The 19,092-nt window shown below is 34.1% G+C and carries 19 protein-coding genes; 7 read left to right on the top strand and 12 right to left on the bottom strand.

From position 1 onward, the window contains the following. Positions 1-15 precede the first annotated feature (15 nt). The 5 genes from DOK76_RS03625 to DOK76_RS03645 all read right to left on the bottom strand — a co-directional run bounded on the left by DOK76_RS03625 (position 16) and on the right by DOK76_RS03645 (position 4,602). On the bottom strand, positions 16-840 hold the full coding sequence (locus DOK76_RS03625) for a carbohydrate ABC transporter permease (RefSeq protein ID WP_206965058.1): 825 nt from the start codon (positions 838-840) through the stop codon (positions 16-18). Further along, positions 840-1,703, bottom strand: coding sequence for a carbohydrate ABC transporter permease (locus DOK76_RS03630; protein ID WP_206965060.1), 864 nt, complete (start codon positions 1,701-1,703; stop codon positions 840-842). Before DOK76_RS03630 ends, DOK76_RS03625 begins: the two co-directional genes overlap by 1 nt. Before the next feature lie 21 nt (positions 1,704-1,724). Next, positions 1,725-3,101, bottom strand: a complete 1,377-nt coding sequence (locus DOK76_RS03635) for an ABC transporter substrate-binding protein (RefSeq protein ID WP_206965061.1) — start codon at positions 3,099-3,101, stop codon at positions 1,725-1,727. Positions 3,102-3,119: 18 nt separating this feature from the next. Beyond that, entirely contained in the window at positions 3,120-3,518 is a 399-nt protein-coding gene (locus DOK76_RS03640; RefSeq protein ID WP_206965062.1) for a DUF6106 family protein, read from the bottom strand. Positions 3,519-3,579: 61 nt separating this feature from the next. Continuing rightward, complete coding sequence (locus DOK76_RS03645) at positions 3,580-4,602, bottom strand: LacI family DNA-binding transcriptional regulator (RefSeq protein ID WP_206965063.1); 1,023 nt, start codon at positions 4,600-4,602, stop codon at positions 3,580-3,582. Between the two features lie 510 nt (positions 4,603-5,112). On the opposite strand from DOK76_RS03645, the gene DOK76_RS03650 reads away from it, so the two are divergent. From DOK76_RS03650 to DOK76_RS03680, 7 genes are all read left to right on the top strand, one after another. Further along, positions 5,113-5,814 carry a hypothetical protein gene (locus tag DOK76_RS03650; RefSeq protein WP_206965064.1) on the top strand — a complete coding sequence of 234 codons (702 nt, stop codon included), beginning with the start codon at positions 5,113-5,115 and terminating at the stop codon, positions 5,812-5,814. After that, a complete protein-coding gene (locus DOK76_RS13330) occupies positions 5,784-5,927 on the top strand; it encodes a helix-turn-helix domain-containing protein (protein ID WP_206965150.1) in 144 nt (47 codons plus the stop codon). Before DOK76_RS03650 ends, DOK76_RS13330 begins: the two co-directional genes overlap by 31 nt. Before the next feature lie 334 nt (positions 5,928-6,261). Beyond that, the gene (locus DOK76_RS03660; protein WP_206965065.1) at positions 6,262-7,722 is read left to right on the top strand and encodes a UbiD family decarboxylase; all 1,461 of its coding nucleotides are present in this window, start codon (positions 6,262-6,264) and stop codon (positions 7,720-7,722) included. Between the two features lie 94 nt (positions 7,723-7,816). After that, positions 7,817-8,539 (top strand): DUF554 domain-containing protein, encoded by a 723-nt coding sequence (locus DOK76_RS03665; protein ID WP_206965066.1) that lies wholly within the window; start codon positions 7,817-7,819, stop codon positions 8,537-8,539. Positions 8,540-8,564: 25 nt separating this feature from the next. Then, positions 8,565-8,915, top strand: coding sequence for a prenylated flavin chaperone LpdD (lpdD, locus tag DOK76_RS03670; protein WP_206965067.1), 351 nt, complete (start codon positions 8,565-8,567; stop codon positions 8,913-8,915). Then, positions 8,912-9,481, top strand: a complete 570-nt coding sequence (locus tag DOK76_RS03675; protein ID WP_206965069.1) for a UbiX family flavin prenyltransferase — start codon at positions 8,912-8,914, stop codon at positions 9,479-9,481. The genes lpdD and DOK76_RS03675 overlap by 4 nt, the downstream gene beginning before the upstream one ends. An 18-nt stretch (positions 9,482-9,499) precedes the next feature. After that, positions 9,500-10,381 carry a LysR family transcriptional regulator gene (locus tag DOK76_RS03680; RefSeq protein ID WP_206965071.1) on the top strand — a complete coding sequence of 294 codons (882 nt, stop codon included), beginning with the start codon at positions 9,500-9,502 and terminating at the stop codon, positions 10,379-10,381. 443 nt (positions 10,382-10,824) lie between these two features. Here the strand turns inward: DOK76_RS03680 and DOK76_RS03685 are convergent, their stop codons facing one another. The 7 genes from DOK76_RS03685 to DOK76_RS03715 all read right to left on the bottom strand — a co-directional run bounded on the left by DOK76_RS03685 (position 10,825) and on the right by DOK76_RS03715 (position 19,091). Next, a complete protein-coding gene (locus DOK76_RS03685) occupies positions 10,825-11,547 on the bottom strand; it encodes a helix-turn-helix transcriptional regulator (protein WP_206965072.1) in 723 nt (240 codons plus the stop codon). After that, positions 11,532-12,191: a helix-turn-helix transcriptional regulator gene (locus tag DOK76_RS03690; protein WP_206965073.1), complete on the bottom strand. Its 660-nt coding sequence runs from the start codon at positions 12,189-12,191 to the stop codon at positions 11,532-11,534. The genes DOK76_RS03685 and DOK76_RS03690 overlap by 16 nt, the downstream gene beginning before the upstream one ends. A 462-nt stretch (positions 12,192-12,653) precedes the next feature. Further along, a complete protein-coding gene (locus tag DOK76_RS03695) occupies positions 12,654-13,031 on the bottom strand; it encodes a hypothetical protein (RefSeq protein WP_206965075.1) in 378 nt (125 codons plus the stop codon). A 68-nt stretch (positions 13,032-13,099) separates the two neighbouring features. Then, positions 13,100-13,387: a hypothetical protein gene (locus DOK76_RS03700; RefSeq protein ID WP_206965077.1), complete on the bottom strand. Its 288-nt coding sequence runs from the start codon at positions 13,385-13,387 to the stop codon at positions 13,100-13,102. 58 nt (positions 13,388-13,445) lie between these two features. Next, positions 13,446-13,703, bottom strand: coding sequence for a hypothetical protein (locus DOK76_RS03705; RefSeq protein WP_206965079.1), 258 nt, complete (start codon positions 13,701-13,703; stop codon positions 13,446-13,448). A gap of 78 nt (positions 13,704-13,781) precedes the next feature. Beyond that, positions 13,782-14,120, bottom strand: coding sequence for a DUF6711 family protein (locus tag DOK76_RS03710; RefSeq protein ID WP_370590087.1), 339 nt, complete (start codon positions 14,118-14,120; stop codon positions 13,782-13,784). Positions 14,121-14,156: 36 nt separating this feature from the next. Further along, on the bottom strand, positions 14,157-19,091 hold the full coding sequence (locus tag DOK76_RS03715; RefSeq protein WP_206965081.1) for a phage tail protein: 4,935 nt from the start codon (positions 19,089-19,091) through the stop codon (positions 14,157-14,159). Position 19,092 lies beyond the last annotated feature (1 nt).

Consider the following 19,092-nt stretch of genomic DNA (forward strand, 5'->3'; position numbering starts at 1 on the left):
ATAAACCCCTCCTTCTTAACCTTTCACCGCACCACTCACCATGCCGTCCACAAAATATTTCTGCACTGCGATGAAGAACACCACAATTGGAAAAATCATGATGACCGCTGCAGCCATTAAAATACCCTGATCTGAAGAATAAGTCCCATTCATTGATAAAAAGCCCAATGTAGCTGTAAAGCTCTCTTCCCCTTGTAAAAAAGTTGAGGTAATTAAGTACTCGTTCCACGTTTGTAACCCTACAATAGTCGCAACTGTAATCATACCTGGACTAACAATCGGCCTCATAATATGCCATATCACTTGCCAAGTCGTTGCTCCATCAATAATTGCAGCTTCCTCTAACTCTTTAGGTACTGCTAAGAAAAATGTTCTCATTAAAAAGACAGCTAAGGGCATACTTGTCGCAGCTAAAATAACACTTACAACTGGAACTACTCCAATCAAGTCAAGACTTGCAATCACATAGTAAAGGGGAAACAAGAAAATCTGAATAGGAACTGTCATCGCCATCATAAAATAAGTTAAAATAGCTCCCGCACCTTTGATTCTCTTGCTAGATAGCACATAACCGGCTAAGGACGAACAAATCAATACGATAATAATCGTGATACTTGTCAATTTAATACTATTAATAAATCCTTTTGAAAACTTTCCCGTTTCCCACGCAATCTTATAATTATCAAAAGACAGTGACGTTGGAAAAGATAGTGGATTTTTAACAATATCTACATGCCCTTTAAAGCTATTAACTAACACCAGAAAAATAGGAACTAATGAAATAACAATCAATAAGATTAAAAACATTTGTGAGAAAAAATTCGTTTTATCTTTTTTCATTACATTCTCTCCTCATTTCTACTTAGTATGGTGTAAATTGTTGAGGCAATCAGTCCAAAGAAACTCATAAAAAGTCCTACAGCAGATGCCTTACCAACTTGCATCGTTGAAAAAGCTAAAGTATATGCATAAGTACCTAGAACCTCTGTCGAATTAGCAGGTCCCCCGCCTGTTAATAATTTAATGTAATCAAATGCTAAGAACGAACCAATGACAATCATAATCATCATTAATTTAAAGGTAGGTAGCAAATGAGGAAAATAGACATTTTTAAACGTACCCCAAGCATTACACCCATCAATTTTCGAGGCTTCTACTAGGTCTTGAGGCGTCTGCCTAAGTGAGGCAAAGTAAATCACCGCAAGATATCCCCAGTAATGCCAGATATCCACACTAGCTACTGCATAAATTGCGGTTTGAATATTTGTTAACGGTGAACCGACTGCGTAACCTATATTGTTTAAGACACCGATAATACCTGTTCGTGAATTAAATATGATGTTTTGCCAAAGCATAGCGTTGACTGCAGGAGCAAGAACATACGGTATTAAGAAGATAACTTGATAGATATTTTTAGATTTCTTCTTTTTAAGTAGAATCACCGAAACGCCTAAGGCTAACAAAACAGGAACTGTTAAAAATAGTGCCATCCAAATCATGTTATTAGAAATAGCTTTCCAAAAAACACGATTTGAAAATAGCTCTTGAAAGTTTTGAAGCCCTACAAAATTAACATCAAAAGATATGCCATTGTAATCAGTAAAAGACATAACGATGGTTAAAATACCGGGTACAATAACGATACAAATACTTAGCAGGAGTGCTGGCATCACTAATAAATAATCGGTCCATTTTTTCCTCATTGATACTACTCCTATCTATAGTTATTTTGAACCAGGTTGTGGAATATTAGGAACTAATCCCTTTTCAAGCTCTTTTGAAAACTCCTTATCTGCCTTGTCTAACAATTCAGTAGATGTTTCTTGATCTAACCAGACATTTTCAATATCAATAAAGACTTGTTGAGTAGCTGGTGGGAAGAACACATTAGTCATATAACCAAAATTCCCACTATCAATCGCTGTAGACATTGACTTGATGGTTTCAATAAAACTAGTTGATAGACTACCCATTTTTTCTGTACTAATAGAGTCTAAATCTTTTAATGGAGCTCCCCAATACCCTGGCCACTCTGCCGAAATTTCTTCAACAAACTCTGGTTGTAAAATCATGTTAATGATTTTTGCCCCTTCATCTTTATGTGTATCTTTCGCATTTTTATTAATAGAGAACGTACAAGCTAAACTAACTGTATACGTTTCTTCAGGCACTTCTTTTGTTTTTGGAAACGGCATAAATCCTAAATCTTCTTCAGCATCTCCCGTAAAGAATGACGTTGCCCACTGATAGCCAATCGTCGGTCCAATAAAGAATGGAGATTTTCCATCAGCTAACAATTGAAGAGACTCTGAAAAATTTAAATTAGCGTAGTCTTTTCCTCCTAAAAAGCCTGCTTTATACCACTCCGCTGATTTATCGACTGCCTTTTTAATTTCTGGAGAATCCCATTTCTTCTCACCCTTTAACGCTTCATAGACGTTTTGAGGACCGGCAAAGTGAGTTAAAAACAGTGACGAGTAGTTCTCATTAACAGGCTTCCATCCCTTATTACCTGTGACGCTTGGATACAATCCCTTTTTCTCAGCCTCTTGCATGATTTTTTCTAATTCCTCGACAGTTTTTGGAGTTTCCCAATTGTTTTCAGTTAATACTTTTTTGTTATAAAAAACACCTACTGTGTTTAAGCCGCTACCAACTGCGTAGAGCTCATCTTTTACCTTTCCAGCATCATAAATAGGAGCTAACATTTGATCTTCCCAACCATACTCTTTAGAATATTTATCTAAGCTTTCAAGTTTACCGGCTTCAACAAGTGGTTTAACAAATGAAGGACCTGATCCATAAACAATATCTGGACCTTTGTTAGCAGCTAATGCTGTATTTAAATCTGAATCCACTGAATTTCGATATTCAACTTTGAGAACAAATTTATCTTGAGAATCATTGTATTTTTTGATAAGTGATTTATCTAAAGCATCTCTTGAATAAGGTTCTGCTCCCCAAAACCACAATGTTATTTCTTCTTTTTTCCCATCAGAAGTGCTTTGTTTTTCCTTTTTGCTACAACCAGTAGCTATGAATACGCTTACAAATATAACTAACAAAACTCGCCAAAATTTATTCTTACTACCCTTATCCATTTCTTTTCCTCCTATTGCTCATTTAAGCAACTTATTTTTCATTTTTTCCGATAAACTAATAATGTATGTTTTATCATCACTGGATATAGAAATCATGTATTGAGAAAATCCCTTTCGTTTGTCTGATTTCGATGTGAGAAAAACTTCATTTCCTCCTTTCATAGATGGTTCGTAAGGTAGAATGGCTAAGATATGATGAACATCTACTTCTAAAATCCCTGTTTCTACCTTCTTTTGACAAACACGGTCAACTCTTAATACTTGTTGAAAAAGAACATAATCATAAGCCATACAAACACGGTCGTTAATATATTTAATACCAAAGTAAGCAACTATAACTGCTATAGACGAAACAAGAGGGATAAAAGCTGTTAATGAAAATAGCATTAAGGACATCATTATCACTAAACATTTCAATATAATTATCTCCTTATCTCGAACGACTACACTTTCTTCAAGCACGCTTATCACCCCTCTCTTAATTAATATCTTTTACAGTAGAGCCTATAAACCAATTGGAAGATAGCAAGTGTAACTTCTTATCTATTTTTTTACCCTCTAATGCCTCGATTAATAAAGTCATCGCAACTCTTCCAATTTGTCTTTCATCTTGATTAATGGAAGTTACTGTGTACTGAGACAATTCAGATACTAAAGAAAAACTCGTATCATTATCAAAACAAACCACTGAAACATCTTCTGGAACCTTAATCCCTCTTTCTAAAAATGCTTTCATGACTCCATATGCCATTAAATCATTAAAGCAGATAAAGGCAGTATACCTTTCAACATCTAACGTTTTGGCTATAGAATAAGCTTTTTTCATTTTATAGTCTGCAAGTACAATTTGCTTTTTAGAATAAGGTAAATCATGGTCTTCTAAAGCTTGCCTGATTCCTTTTTCTCGATGAATACTGTTAGTAGAACCAATCACTCCACCAAAACAAAAAATGTTCTGATGACCTTTTTCAATCAGATAATTTGCCATGTCGTATCCTGATTTTACATAATTTGAGGCAACCACATAAACATTGTCGTGTAAGTTATCATTATGTTCATCTAAAATAACAATAGGCAATCTTCGCTTATTTGGGTAAATAGCCAATAACTTTTCTGAATTTCTTGATGCTAGTAAAATGCCATCAATCATTTTATTTTCTAAAAGCTTTAGTTGTCGCCTCTCTTCTTCAACGTCATTATCCGTATCACAAACAATCACGCTATACATTTGTTCTGAAGCTACTTTACTAACAGCTTTAATAATCGAAGCGTAGAACATATTACTAACATCTGGTACAACGACAGCAATCGTTTCAGATTTTTTGGTTACCAAGCTTCTAGCTACTTGGTTTCTTTCATACCCCATCTCCTCTGCTACCTTTTTGACTCTCTCCACCGTATTTTTTCCAATTTCTTTGGTCTTGTTATTTAAGACCAAAGAAACAGTAGCTGGTGAAACTTGGCATCTCTCTGCAATTTCTTTAATTGTCACTTTTTTCATGTGCTTCTCCACTTAAACGTTTTAGTAATCCCCTTGACACCAAATTATCACACAACGACATCCCCTACACTTTTCTTTTTTCCAAAAAAAGGATAAAGCAAATAATTTCTATCAGTCACTTTTTTAGATACATGTGTGTTTAGTTATAGAAAACAATTAATTTACTCATTTTAAATTAGTGAACCGTTCCTATTTTCTCTAAAATGTGGTGGAATCAATAATTATAAAGCAAGTGTTTTAGAAGAATTCTTTTCAGATTAAGCAAAAAACTAAGAACTCCTGTTGATTCGTTTATTTTTATGCTTCACTTCTAAAACTTCTCTCAAAGGTTAATGATAAAAGAAAGCCTACCTTGGCTAACTGCTAGGTAGGCTTAGTTCTATTCATTTAACAACGTACTTATTTATTTATACGGTCGCCATTTACAAGTTTAAAGACCTTTTCTGGTTCTCCATTTAAGAAATGAACAATCGAATTTATACGATGAAAGACACCTTAAATGGGCTCTACATGGAGACCAATTTACACAAACGAAACCTTATTTTTGAAGATATTCTATCAACCAAACTCACACCTGACAATAAAAAAAGATATAGTCTCCTTTTAGGCACAAATCTTGAAAACAAATACTACATGGTAACAATTTTTAGTGATTTATTTGGAACAGACAATTCCCGTTTTTTTGAAGAAAGTCAGATAAGTGACTTAAAAGATTACATTTTAGAATCCTTCTTAAAAACACAAGATATTTTGATGTTTTCTTACCAATGTCGAATTATCTTCCTAATTGGTGAAGGTATCAATTCCCTAGATGATTCCTTAAAGGGCCTTGACCAATTACTTCAAACTTTTTATCAACATTCTAAATTTTCTGTTGGGGTCAGCAGCCTCCATCAACTAGAGAATTTAAATAAAGCCTATAAAGAAAGTCTACAAGCGATTAATTATTTGCATTATCAAAAGAATGATTGTCACATACAAAAATACGATGAATTAGGCATCTTAAACCTCTTCACTGATGATGAAGGTATGATTAATACTTACTATATCGAACGATTGATTACTCAATTTATCCAACCCTTACTAAAATATGATTCTTCCAACAACACTGATTTAATCGAGACAATCACTTGCTTTTTTAATAATAACTTTTCAAAAAAAGCACAAGTGAGTTACTTTTTATTCACGTTAATACTCTTCGGTCACGCCTAAAGAAAGTCGAAACATTATTACATGTGGATCTAAATGCTAGTAATGATTTATTAAATATTCAACTCGCATTGAAGCTCTATGAAAAATCAGTTTTTTTGCATATTGATCATTAAATACTCTAGGGAAATTCATATCAATATTGAAATCCATGGTTCCTAGTACTATAAAGGAGCCGTGGATTATTGTCTTAGTAATAGTATTTTCTCGAATACTATATTTTTGGTGTATCTTCTTATATTAAAAAAACTTAAAAAGATTCAATTAAAGATTATTAATAATAAGTCTGTGACTTCATTCTTTCAACCAAAAAAAATTTCAACAGACATCATAATGTTAAAGTCATATTTAATTAAGTCACTATTCCGTTTTGTCATAGCCCTCGGCCTAACTCGAATTGTTTAACTCATCACATGGAGTCTATAATTCTAAGTATAGGAGGAATGTCTTATGACACAAATAAATGATTTAAGAAGTGCCTTAGCTTTGTTGGAAACAATCCCTAATCAATTACATTACACTGACGAACCCATTGATGCCCAAGCAGAAATTTCTGGCGTTTATCGTTATATCGGAGCAGGTGGTACTGTAATGAGACCAACTAAAGAAGGACCCGCTATGATTTTTAGAAATGTCACTGGCTATCCAGACGTACAGGTTTTAATTGGTCTACTCGCAAGTCGTTCAAGAGTCGCAAGTATGTTAAATGTAGAATCAAAAAAATTAGGTTTTCTGTTAAACGAAGCAGTTAAAAACCCAATTAATCCTATCACAATAGCAAAAAAAGATGCAAAATGCCAGGAAGTTATTCACTTAGCAACTGATTCAGATTTCGACATTAGAAAAATTGTTCCCGCACCAACAAATACCGAAGAAGATGCAGGACCTTATATTACGATGGGACTTATTTATGGACATGACTTAGAAACTCATGAAACAGATATCACAATTCATCGACTATGTGTTCAAGGAAAAGATGAACTCACCATGTATTTTGTTCCTGGTGGTCGTCATTTAGGAGCATTTTTAGAAAAATATGAAGCAGCTAATGAACCAATGCCTGTCTCAATAAGCATTGGTGTTGACCCAGCTATTGAAATTGGCGCTTGTTTTGAACCACCAACTACTCCACTTGGATATGATGAATTAGGGGTTGCAGGAAGTATTAGAAATGAGCCTGTTGAACTGGTAGATTGCCTAAGTATTGATGGAAAAGCAATCGCTAATGCTGAATTTGTTATTGAAGGAGAAATTTTACCTAAAGTTCGAGTTAGAGAAGATCAAAATACTAATACTGGTAAAGCAATGCCTGAGTTTCCTGGATATACTGGACCAGCTCAACAAGAAATTCAAGTCATTAAGATTAAAGCCATTACTCATCGTAAAAATCCTATCCTACAAACTGTCATCGGTCCTAGTGAAGAACATGTCAATATGGCAGGTATTCCAACGGAAGCAAGTATTTTACAAATGGTTAGTCGTGCAATGCCTGGTAAATTATTAAATGTTTATTCTCATTCATCTGGTGGTGGGAAATACATGGCAATTTTACAATTTAAAAAGTCGATTCCTAGTGATGAAGGACGTCAAAGACAAGCAGCTCTTCTGGCCTTCTCTGCTTTTTCAGAACTAAAACACATTATTATTGTTGACGAAGATGTTGATATTTTTGACACCAATGACGTCCTTTGGGCTCTAAACACACGATACCAAGGCGATATTGATACTATTTTTATTCCAGGAATTAGATGTCACCCCTTAGATCCTTCACAAAGCCCTGAGTACAATAATCAATTGCGTGACAAAGGGCTTTCTTGTAAAACAATATTTGACTGTACTGTTCCTTTTGACCAAAAAGACCGATTTAAACGAGCTACGTTTAAAGAAATGGATTATGAAAAATACCTCTAACAGAAAAATAAAATCATCATATAAACAGTCTATTAATATAACAAAACTAGGGGATGTGACTATAATGTCCTTCCCTTTTTAGGAGGAATTAGTTATGCCTGTTGGACCATTTATTAATTGTTTAAGCACACTTTTAGGAGCACTAATTGGCGCTTTTTTAGGTAAAAAAATACCCGAACGACTCAGACTAAATTTACCTTTAACTTTTGGAGCAGCTTCAATGGGAATGGGGATTTCAATGGTTGTTAAAGTTCACATGCTCCCACCTGTTATCTTATCTTTGTTACTTGGTAGTGCCATTGGTGAGCTGCTTAAATTAGAAAAAGGCATTGAGTGGTGTGCTCAAAAAGTAAGAGGGCCTATTCAAAAAATATTCCCTTCAGATAATAGTATTGTCGGTTCTCAAGAAAACTTCATGCAACAATTTGTTGGTATTGTTGTTCTTTTTAGTGCTAGTGGAACTGGTATTTTTGGTGCCTTAAATGAAGGAATTACTGGAGACCCATCTATCCTTATTTCTAAAAGTTTTTTAGATTTCTTCACTGCTGCCATTTTTGCAACTGCATTGGGTTACATCGTAACAACGACAGTTATCCCACAGTTCGTTATTTTATTTGGTTTATTTTTCCTTGCAGGAATTATTATGCCATTAACAACACCAGAAATGATTGCTGACTTTTCTGCTTGTGGCGGTATTATTATGTTTGTTACAGGTTTAAGAATCAGTGGGATTAAAGCCTTCCCTATAGCAAACATGCTCCCCGCCTTACTCATCGTCATGTTTATTTCAAATTATTGGACAGCATTCTTTGGATAAACAACAACTGAAAGGGTGTTAAAATTTGGAAAATTCTTTTATTGAGGACATAACTGTATTTCATAAAAAAATACACATCACTGCTAAACGAATAGATACTGATTTAATCATTGAAATAATTGGAGGTGATCGCCCTCATATTGGTGCTATCACTGCGGGAAACTATAAACATCAGACACAATCAATTGTATTTGACATCCACAAAGAATTCTATTTCACAGAAGAATGGCTCATTAGGCTAAGAAAAAAATTTTCTGGAAATATCTTGATTTATAGTGGGGTTCATTATAGTCAAATAACTAATGAACAACTAAAAGTGTTGACTTCAAAAATTGATAATGTATATTCTCAAGTAGAGGAGTGGCTTAAAAAATGATACCTAAACGAAAAATGATTGTAGGTATTTCAGGGGCTTCAGGAGCTATTTATGGAAAAAAACTCATTGAACAACTTATACAACACAATATTGAAACTCATGTTGTTATGTCTATGTGGGCTAAAAAAAATTTAGTACTTGAAGATAAAATTAATTTAGAAAGAACAAAAGAACTAGCTGATTTTACGTATAGCAATCATGATTTGTCTGCCCCGATAGCTAGCGGTTCTAGACTTTATGATGCCATGTTCATCGTGCCAACTAGTATGAAAACATTAAGTAGTATTGCAAATGGTTTTTCAGATACTTTGATATCTCGAGCTGCTGATATTTGTTTAAAAGAACATCGTCCACTCATCTTATCACCTAGAGAAACACCTCTAAACACAATACATTTAGAAAACATGTTGAAATTATCCAGATTAGGAGTTCGTATCGTACCACCAATGCCAGCTTTTTATAACGAACCAAAGGATATAGAAGATTTAATTGATCATCATGTGATGAAATTATTAGATCAAGTGGGTATTCATATCGAAGGGAAAAGATATTTAGAAAATGATTAGGCTTAGGAGGAAACAACGATGATGTTCGATCAGCTAAACTATTTTATGGCTGTTTACAAAGAAAAAAGTTTCTCTATTGCAGCTGTAAAGTTATCTATTTCTCAATCAGCGTTATCAAAACAAATCAAAAATTTAGAAGACGAATTAGATATACAACTTTTTGATAGACAACATCGAAGAATGATTGTTCCGACCTATGCAGGAGATGAATTTGCTATCTACGCCAAACAAATGATTGACTTAAACAAAAATATGTTACTAAAAATGAAAAAGCATAGTAAATTAGAAAAAGGAACTGTCACTTTAGCAACAATTCCTGTCTTATCTCAATTTTCATTGAGCTCAGCACTCATCGACTTTATCTCCTCTCACCCTCTAATTGACGTTCATTTTTTCGAAATAGAAAACGATTTTATTGTTAAGCAAATCAAAGATAATTCGATTGACTTAGCGATTCTAAGAGAAGAATTTTTACCAGATGACCTTACCAATAATTACTTATTAGCTGAAGATCATCTGGTATTAGTCGTTGACAAGCATCATCCTCTTGCTAAAGAACCCTGTGTTGACTTAGCAGATCTTGACTCTATAGAATTCATATCTCTTGTACCTGAATCTGGCTTATTTCAATTAATCACTGATGAATGCGAAAAAGTTGGTTTTACTCCTCGTATCAGAATGACAAATACTAGGATTGAAACAATCCTATCACTTTTAAGAGAGTCTGAATACGCGACATTAATGATGGAAAAATCGGTTCGTCCTTTTATTGATGAAGAGTTTGTTATTATTCCTCTCAAACAAACCATAAAAAGTCGACTCGTTTTAGCCGAATTACGTCACAATACCTTATCACCAGCAGCAGAAAGTCTAAAAGAATATATCTTGAATCTTGAATAGCTCAAGATTTTTTAATGACTTAACCTTTAAATTATTTACTTTCTGATAATATCATTAAGCTACTACTACTTATTTAAAACAGTTCATCATAATCTATCTTTCATAACTATCCCAACAAAAAATAGGAGTTTTTGTTGGGATAATCTTTGGACATCATTGGAGGCATTTAGATACCTATGTTAAAAAAACATGTATGAAAATAAAGAAATTTATTGTGATCTTTGCCATAAATTAATACCTGAATACAAATAGCTCTACATCCAGCTACAAGCACCCCAAGATAGGCTTACGGATAGATATTCGTGATGAAGTCAAAAATAATGCTAAAGTCTACTGTGTAGAATGTATTGGAAAAAATATATGATGTTGTTGCTTGGAGGAAAAACATCTGAACATGACTATCTTCTTTCATTACTCAAACAAAGATTATCTGATGAAAAAAATTACGGTTTATATTTATCTAAAGGCCACATGATAGCACCATCATAATCTAGCTCTTCATCTATATTGTCATCTATTTTATATTCTAAAAGATTAAATTCTTTTATTAGTCTACCGATCATTAAATTTCGTAATAGCAAAATTGGCTTTTCCTTAACTAGTACATTATTCAACTGTGCTTCTAACTCTTGATCAGTATATGAAACACTGTTCAAATACAAAAATTTTGCTTTTAAGTTTTTTGAAAGTAAACATTTACCCTTATTGTACTTATACCAAAATAATAAAAAATCTTTCATTTCATGATGTATTGATTCATATCCTTCTTTATCGTAATGATCCATATTACTTATTTTTTCTTTTACGTTTTTTAAGAATTCTTCAGCTATTTTTTTAGGAATTATCATGCTCGGCTCCCTAGAACAAATAAAATAATTTTGAACAAAGTCAATAGGATAGTCTTCATTAGCTAATTCGAGTACTTTTTCACCTAGTTTAACGCATTCATCATATTTGCTTTTTAATTCTATACTGTCTTTTAATAGGTAATCTAGAGTAACTCCAAATACTGTTCTTAATTTTTTACAATTTTCCAATGATGGCAAAACTTCCTCATTTTCCCATTTAACAATAGTTCTAGTAGAAACCATTATTTTTTCTGCTAAATGATCTTGGGTCATTTTTTTCTTTTTTCTTTCCTCTATTATTTTTAAATGAATTCCCATCTATTAAACCCTTCTTTTTCAAATAATTCCAGGTATCCTTCAATATCATCTATAACTGTTTCTAATTCTTCTAATAAGTCTATATGGTCAACTGGGTCTCTCTTGTCTTTAATCCCAACATAACCTGCTGCATCATCATATATTCTAGTACTCAATCTATCTTCATCTTTACACGATGCTCTTTTATTAGTGAGCCAGCTTCTACAAGATTCGTACGCACTATAACAACTAGAGTGGCTTACTTGGTCAGTTTTTAAGAAATCTTCATAGCAACGCATGATTAAATCATATTTTGGTGCTACAACCCAATGATTACCATTGACTATTTCGTATTTTCTTACAAATTCCGTTATATTTTCTACCGAACAATAGTCGCTTATTTCCTTCCCAAATTTGTAATGTACTTCTTTATCGTCAATAACTGGTTCTACGTCCTCAAAAACTAAATCCTCTATCGTAACATCATATAATTCACTCAAAAAAACTAATACTCTAGTCTCAATTGTAGTCTCTCCAACCTCCCACCTACGAATTGTATCAACGTGAATTTTTTTCCCTATCTCGTCTTCAATTATTTTTGTTAATTGCCTTTTAGAAAGTCCTTTTTTCTTTCTTTCAACTTCTAATTGTTCATTAAGTTTCATATCTTTTCTCCTTTCTATTTCAGGTATATCTTATCAAGATGTACACCTGATTTGAAGGAACCAGATTCACTAAAAAGACTTTAATTGATTCCGTTTTTAATTATTCATGTCGATTTTTTTATTAGAACTTAATTTACTTGCCAAACATTTTCCAAATGACTTGTCAATCTTCTAGGAAGACAATAATAAATAGTAGCAACAAAAAAGAGTCTCTTGAACATTGAATTAACAATGATCAAGAGACTCTTTTTGAACTTATCCTACTGACCCTTCCACTTAATTTAAATGATTTTGATAAGTAGCGATAAGTTGATTTAACCTTTATAATACAATGTTTTCAAATAAATTTATTAACATAGATTAATCTAGTTTTACAGACATATACAGACCTTTGCACAGACTAATTAAACCCACCACGCCAATATTTATATATTCAAAAATCTTCATTACCACGGGCGAGTTTCACAGGTTGGCACTGGATATTTTTTTCATTATTTCACTTACGATTTGTTTTTGATTTCTTTCATAATAAGTTAGCGTACCTATATACCTACTTAGATAGATACAAAATCTTTCTTTTAATAAGTCTGGATTTCTTTCAATACAAGCGTTCTCTTCTTTTTTTATATACTCACATAAGTCATTTCGCTCATCTTTATTTAGATTTTGAAAGTAGTTAACGAAATCTTTTAAATTATCTATAGTTGCATCAGGATTATCTTTTAGACTACACATATTTAAGAATATATCAATACAAATACTTATTTCTGAATAATCTTCATAACCTTTTTCCTTCAAAAAAATTTTATTATCAATAATTGGTGCGCCTTTAAGTACCATGTAATCTCCTACCTTTTATACGAATTATACACAATAAAACACACCCTGTTAAGAGTGTGTTCTATAAATCAATTTATAGTTTTATGTGTTCTCAAAAACACTTGAAGGGCCTCTCTTTCAATCCTGTGGTCTTTGTTACTCCAAATTTGAACTTCTAAACCTTCTGAAATCCAACTTTCTAGCTTATCGGTACCAATCACCAGTATTTTTTTAACTTGTGATTTGTTTGGATATGGTGGTAATTCATTTGTTTTAGTAATAAGCGATAACCGTTTGTCTATTTCCTTAACCACAATACTAATAATCTGATCGCTAAGTTGTTCTGCTATTAACTCATCAGGTACTTCAAACTTCATAAGTTCACCTCTTTTATTCAAAAAACAAAAACACCTCAAAAGAAGCGTTTTAAATAAGCTACTTTCTAAATTTTTTGTCAGATTTCCAAATCAAAAACTCTTCAAATTTTTTAATGTTGATCAAACACAGTCCGCCTGGATTTATAACTGTATGCTTCACAGGGAAATCGTTATGTATTTCTTTAATCCACTTGTCTAAAGTCGGCAACTTCATAGAAAATTTTTTACATATTACACTTTTATTTGCGTAAATAATATCTTCCATATCTGGATCAGTTGCTATTTTTTCAAGCATTTCTGATATATTTAATGACATTCTTTCACCTCCTTCTACTAATCTCATCATACCAGTTAAAAGAACAGAAATAAAAAGCCCACTGATTAAAGTGGACTCTTATCTCTCAATTAAATTTAATGATAAATTTTGCCATTTGATTTGCTTAAACTTCTTATTCCATGAATAAGCTGGTAGTGATCTATCACCACAGTAAAAAGTTTTAGTTTCCTGTTTTCCAGATTCCGGGTCCGGATAATTTACTGTAAAGAATGCCTTCTTTACTGCTGTAAGTATATTCGAAGCCTCTGAATCATTCAATGGGCCCCATTTAAGCTCTAATTTAACTTTTTGAGTAATAACATCACGAACCATATCTCCGTTGGCATTTCTACCACTAGAATCCGCATCAATAGTGTTATAAGTTACATTAAAATCTTGGGGTGGTTTAACTTCCACCCCGTTGATTAACAGGTTACTCGTTATAACCACCTCCTAGAATAAAATTGGATTAACACCTTGCTGCCTAGTTCTTTTGTTGATTTCTTTTACTACGACATTAGCCATATTACTTCCATCAACTTCAAGCGTGATATTGATATCTCCACCTTTATCAGAACTAGTGTCACGCATACTAAGAGCCATCATAACTGCATTAACAATGCCTTCAGTTGCTCCGCTCATACCACCACCGACATCTTTTGGCTCAGGTGTGTAAGTGTAATTAATCGGTTTAGAATTCTCCCTAAACAAATCCGGCAATTGTAACGTTTGGTAATCCGCCATATTGTTATAAGGATTGAAGTCTGCTGGTACAATCATCTCGCCTTTGTGAATCATAGCTAACTGGTCTTCCGGTAGGTAAGGTGTTCCTTTTGCGTATGGTTGAATACGATGACCACGAGGCCCCCAACCGCTAAGTCCATACTGAATATCATTTCTCCAATTTGAATTATTGAAGAACGCCATCAATTGATGGAATCCGTCCATAATGTTGCTATATCCACGTACTGAGAAGGCGTTGAATGTACTAGGGATATATTGTAATAATCCTCTTGCAGGATTACCATTAGCCATGTTTATATCCCACACACCGGCACCTTGAATAGCTTTATCATTACCAGCTGATTCAAGAGCAATCTGAGCTAAAATACCGTTAACTTGGCTAGGTGATATACTTTGATTCATGAATTTAGCAGCTTTGAGAATTTTACTTCTCCAACGCTCAACGCCAGAACCTCCGCTTCCACCTGAACCGCCTTGTCCTTGTGCAATAGAACCATTGATATGTAAATGATCGTAGTGGTCGTTGTCTGGCCATTTAGTCCATTGACCGCTTGAACCTTGACCGCTCATTCCACTTCTATCCCTAACCATACCTTGAGTAATCACGTACGCTACTTTGTCCCTAAACTTATTAAATACATAATCAGCTGGATCAAAATATGCTCTCGAACCGTTCATATTAGATGGATAAGCAATATCAATAGCTTGCCCTTTACCATGAGAATAAGGGTCACCATGTCGATAACCGCTTGTTGCTACCATACCAGGGAACTTACTCATGACATCAGAAGCAATATTTGATAAGTATTGCATAACGCCCATCATACCTGTTGTGGAAGTATCGGCATCGCCAGAATCAAAGAACTCTTCCATTTTCTCTTTAACAAATGAAGTAGCTGCACTCATCGATGTTCCGATAGCTCCTTGAGCAATAGATAGTGATGGCTCTAAAGCTCCTTTTAAGTCAACAAACTTACTGATACCGACCTCTACCAACTTACCAGGATTGGACATGTAATCCCAAACATCACCAGTCCATTCTTTGAATCCGTTCCATTTCTCGTTGAACCACTTACCTACACCGCCTGCGTATGCCGGCATATTGCCATACATTGAAGCAGTACGCGGACCACTTAACACTGAAGAACCTGCTGGCAAATCGACCATTAAGTTTCGTTTGTTAGGGAAAAGTCCAGTTTCGCCGTTTGGTAAGCGATAAGCTTCACGGAAACTAGAACCATAACCATCGTTAACTAGTGCCATTCCTCCTGGGTGATAGCCAGTACCTTGGGCATAGTTGTAATTAGGAGCTGCATAATCAGCACCCAAACTATCTTTACCAGCACCTACTTTTTCAAGAATCCATGAAACACCATTTTTTATTGCGTTTACTGCTTTTAAAGGGAATTCATGGAAACCAGTTGCAATAGCTTTAGCCCCTTCTTTAACAAATTTAACTCCAGCTTTTAAACCACCTTTAATACGATCACCAAGACCAGAAGCCCAATCAACAACTGCATTAAATGCTTTTTCAGTATTTGTTTTAATAATACCGTTATAAGTTGACACGTTTGTTTTCATAACGCTCCAAGCAGTTGAAGCATCATTTTTAGCGTTACTTGAAGCAGTTGTTACCTTGTCTTTTACTTTATCCCACTTGTCAACAGTCCAACTTCTGACAGTTTCAAAGTTTTCTCCAGTAGACTTTTTAATACCTTCCCAATTTTCTTTGGTGTTAGTCCAAGCTTCACCAGCTCTAGTTTTTACTTTTGTAGATACATCGTCCCATGTTTTTTTAGACGAATCCCAAATCACAGAACCTTTAGTTACAACGGCTCCGCTCATGTCGTCCCAAAGTTTTTTAACTAGTTCTACAGGTTTAGACATTAATGACTTGATACCATCGAATAATCCTTGAACTAGGAATGTACCAAATTCAAAGAATACTTTTGATGGTGAGTGGATACCGAATAGGTCCTTAAACCAATTGATGATTGGATCAAACATAGACTCTTTAATAAAAGTACCTATTCCATCACCAATGCTTGATAACCCTTCTTTTAGGCCTTCCCAAATATCAATACCAAATTGTTTAAAGCGTTCAACAACATCACTAAAACTTGATACATCTATTACTAGTAAATCCTCTAGCGCTTGTCCGAACTTACCTAAGAATGTTAACCAATCGCTAACCGCTCCTAATGTGAAATCGATTAGCGGTTTGATTAGTTTGTCGGTAAACCATTTGAAGAAAGGTTTACCGCCTTCAATTACCTTAGATACAATTTCTAAAGCATTTCCTAATAAATTAAAGAATGTTGGTAATCCATCTTCAATAATTAATTTAGCTAGAGGTAGTAAGACGTTAGAATAGGCCCACTCAAGAACAGTAAACACGTCTTTGCTTATCTTTTTAATAGGTTTCAGCAACTTATCAATAGATTTAAGCAATGGCGTGAAATCAAGCTCTTTAGCCCATTCTTTAGTTGTTTTAGAAGCATCATTCAATAGGCCTAAAATGTCATCAAAGAAGCCTAAGATTGTACTGAAAATTGAAGTACCAACTTCTCCCTCTTTCCAAGCTTTTTTTAGACCTTCACCTAATAGGCCAACTGCATCGTTTAAATTGGTGAATATCTCTAAAATATTACCTATGATAGACTCACCGATTTTGTTTTCATTCCAGGCATCTCTGAATGACTTAATAATTTCATTAGTTAAACCTAAAATAGAATTAAACATATCGAAAATTGACTGAATTAGTTTAGTTCCACGTTCATTTTCGTCCCAAGCATTTTTAAATGCTTTAGCAACATCGCCAACTAATCCAAGTAGATTGGAAACCAGTATTAATATATTACTGATAAACTGTTCACCGGTTCCGTTAGTCCAAACTTCCATGAAACTTCTACCGATTGAAGTGACTAAACCACCAATCTCACCTAAAGCGTATTTCCATGCTTTTATAACTGATTGACCATGTTTAGCCCATGAATCTTGAAACGGCTTGAAGAAGTCTCTTAATACGCTGGTAGCCCCATCTATCCAATCTGGCCTAGTCGGGATAGGCGTATTAAAGTTAACTTTATTTTTATTGTTATCCAACTTGTCATCTTCTTTATCATCAAGTCCAATTCGATTAATTTCATCAAATCCCATTAATGATCGTTGAAGTTTTTTGACTTTCTCACGGTTCTTATCAGCTGAATTACCTGTGTCGTTCATAGCTTGGACATTTTGGTATAATCCTTGTGCACCTTGTTTAGCTGCTCCGTAGCTTGTGCCAAATAAACTAGCAGTAAAGTGAGCTACTTGACCTGTAACCACTGTTAAAGCTCTCATAAGCGCATTGATAGCAGGTAATATCGCCGTATAAATTGGATAGAACGCAGTTAGTAGATTAACTTTGATTTGATTTAACGAGTTACTAAACTCATCATTTGCCATCAAAGCTGAACCTACACCACGTGTAATCATGTTTAAACCTTTGTAGATAACACTAAAAATAAATGCTTGTTTAATCATTTGATTTAAGCGATGTGTAAAGCCGCTAATTCCAGTTGTCATACGCCGTGAACCGTGCGCTATATTATTAGATGTTCTGTTAAATACTCCACCAAACTTAGAGAATAGCCCTTTTGAATCATCGGCACCTTTACCAACTTTCTTCATACCTAAAGCAGCATTACCAGTAGCCATTGATGACTTACCTAACTCAGTATTCAAGCCTTTTACTGCAGAACGTAGTGATTTAGTCCTATCTTCTGCTTGTGAGTATGATTGTTGTAATGCTTCATTTTTAGAAATTAATTTCTGAATTTCTTTGTTAGCTCTGATGATCTCAGCATTAGTTTTCTTAGAAGCTTTTGTATCTTCAAACTTAAATCCAGCTTTTTCTTCAGCCCTTTTTACATTCGGATTAAACACTCCATCTGAGTAGTTTGCAGCCATTGCATTTCTTTGTTCTTTAGAAAAGTTACTTACTTTCTTAGCTTGTGTTTCATACAAAGCAGTTAACTCTCTAACTTTAGCCTTTTGGCCTTCAATTACAGATTCATTCTTACGCATTTCAGTACTAATAGCATCTAAACTACCAGGCAATGTTTTAAACTCGCTTTTTATGCCATCAGCCATCTGTTTAGCTGAACTATGATACTTATCCATCATTTCTTGCGCTCGTGCTATCTGACTATCGTATTTAACAACGTTCTTTGTATCGCCTTTAGAAGAAGCATCTTGTCTTTGAGCCTGTAAGAATGCTAACTTCTCTTGTTCCGCTTTAGCACGCCCCATTTTAGCGTTAATATCCTTAACTAATGCATCAACTTCTTTACCTACTGTTTTACGTGATTGTTGAAAACCTTTAGATAAACCCTTGTTGATGTTGTTAGTTGATGATGTTGTAATTTTCTCCATCATGTCAGTTTGCTTCTGAATCATCTTGGTCATTTGTTCAAACTGTTTATTAACGTTATTGACACCACTACCTACGTCCATGTTCTTTTCTGTTTTATTGATTGACTGGCCCGTAATACGTTCGATATTGTTAAATACCTTATCAAAAAAAGGCGCCAAAGGTTCTAACTGAGCTTGGATTTTCTCTGTATTGGCTTCGATAAAAATTTCAAGTGTTTCTAGTTCCATC

The organism is Candidatus Vagococcus giribetii, assembly GCF_017316185.1.
Classification (GTDB): domain Bacteria; phylum Bacillota; class Bacilli; order Lactobacillales; family Vagococcaceae; genus Vagococcus; species Vagococcus giribetii.

Bases quoted from the DNA above. Each gene is read 5' to 3' on its own strand.
- DOK76_RS03660 (WP_206965065.1), top strand. From the start codon at position 6,262: ATGACACAAATAAATGATTTAAGAAGTGCCTTAGCTTTGTTGGAAACA.
- DOK76_RS03645 (WP_206965063.1), bottom strand. From the start codon at position 4,602: ATGAAAAAAGTGACAATTAAAGAAATTGCAGAGAGATGCCAAGTTTCA.
- DOK76_RS03625 (WP_206965058.1), bottom strand. From the start codon at position 840: ATGAAAAAAGATAAAACGAATTTTTTCTCACAAATGTTTTTAATCTTA.
- DOK76_RS03665 (WP_206965066.1), top strand. From the start codon at position 7,817: ATGCCTGTTGGACCATTTATTAATTGTTTAAGCACACTTTTAGGAGCA.
- DOK76_RS03650 (WP_206965064.1), top strand. From the start codon at position 5,113: ATGGAGACCAATTTACACAAACGAAACCTTATTTTTGAAGATATTCTA.
- DOK76_RS03715 (WP_206965081.1), bottom strand. From the start codon at position 19,091: ATGGAACTAGAAACACTTGAAATTTTTATCGAAGCCAATACAGAGAAA.
- DOK76_RS03635 (WP_206965061.1), bottom strand. From the start codon at position 3,101: ATGGATAAGGGTAGTAAGAATAAATTTTGGCGAGTTTTGTTAGTTATA.
- DOK76_RS03675 (WP_206965069.1), top strand. From the start codon at position 8,912: ATGATACCTAAACGAAAAATGATTGTAGGTATTTCAGGGGCTTCAGGA.
- DOK76_RS03630 (WP_206965060.1), bottom strand. From the start codon at position 1,703: ATGAGGAAAAAATGGACCGATTATTTATTAGTGATGCCAGCACTCCTG.
- DOK76_RS03700 (WP_206965077.1), bottom strand. From the start codon at position 13,387: ATGAAGTTTGAAGTACCTGATGAGTTAATAGCAGAACAACTTAGCGAT.
- DOK76_RS03685 (WP_206965072.1), bottom strand. From the start codon at position 11,547: ATGGGAATTCATTTAAAAATAATAGAGGAAAGAAAAAAGAAAAAAATG.
- DOK76_RS03690 (WP_206965073.1), bottom strand. From the start codon at position 12,191: ATGAAACTTAATGAACAATTAGAAGTTGAAAGAAAGAAAAAAGGACTT.
- DOK76_RS03695 (WP_206965075.1), bottom strand. From the start codon at position 13,031: ATGGTACTTAAAGGCGCACCAATTATTGATAATAAAATTTTTTTGAAG.
- DOK76_RS03705 (WP_206965079.1), bottom strand. From the start codon at position 13,703: ATGTCATTAAATATATCAGAAATGCTTGAAAAAATAGCAACTGATCCA.
- DOK76_RS03680 (WP_206965071.1), top strand. From the start codon at position 9,500: ATGATGTTCGATCAGCTAAACTATTTTATGGCTGTTTACAAAGAAAAA.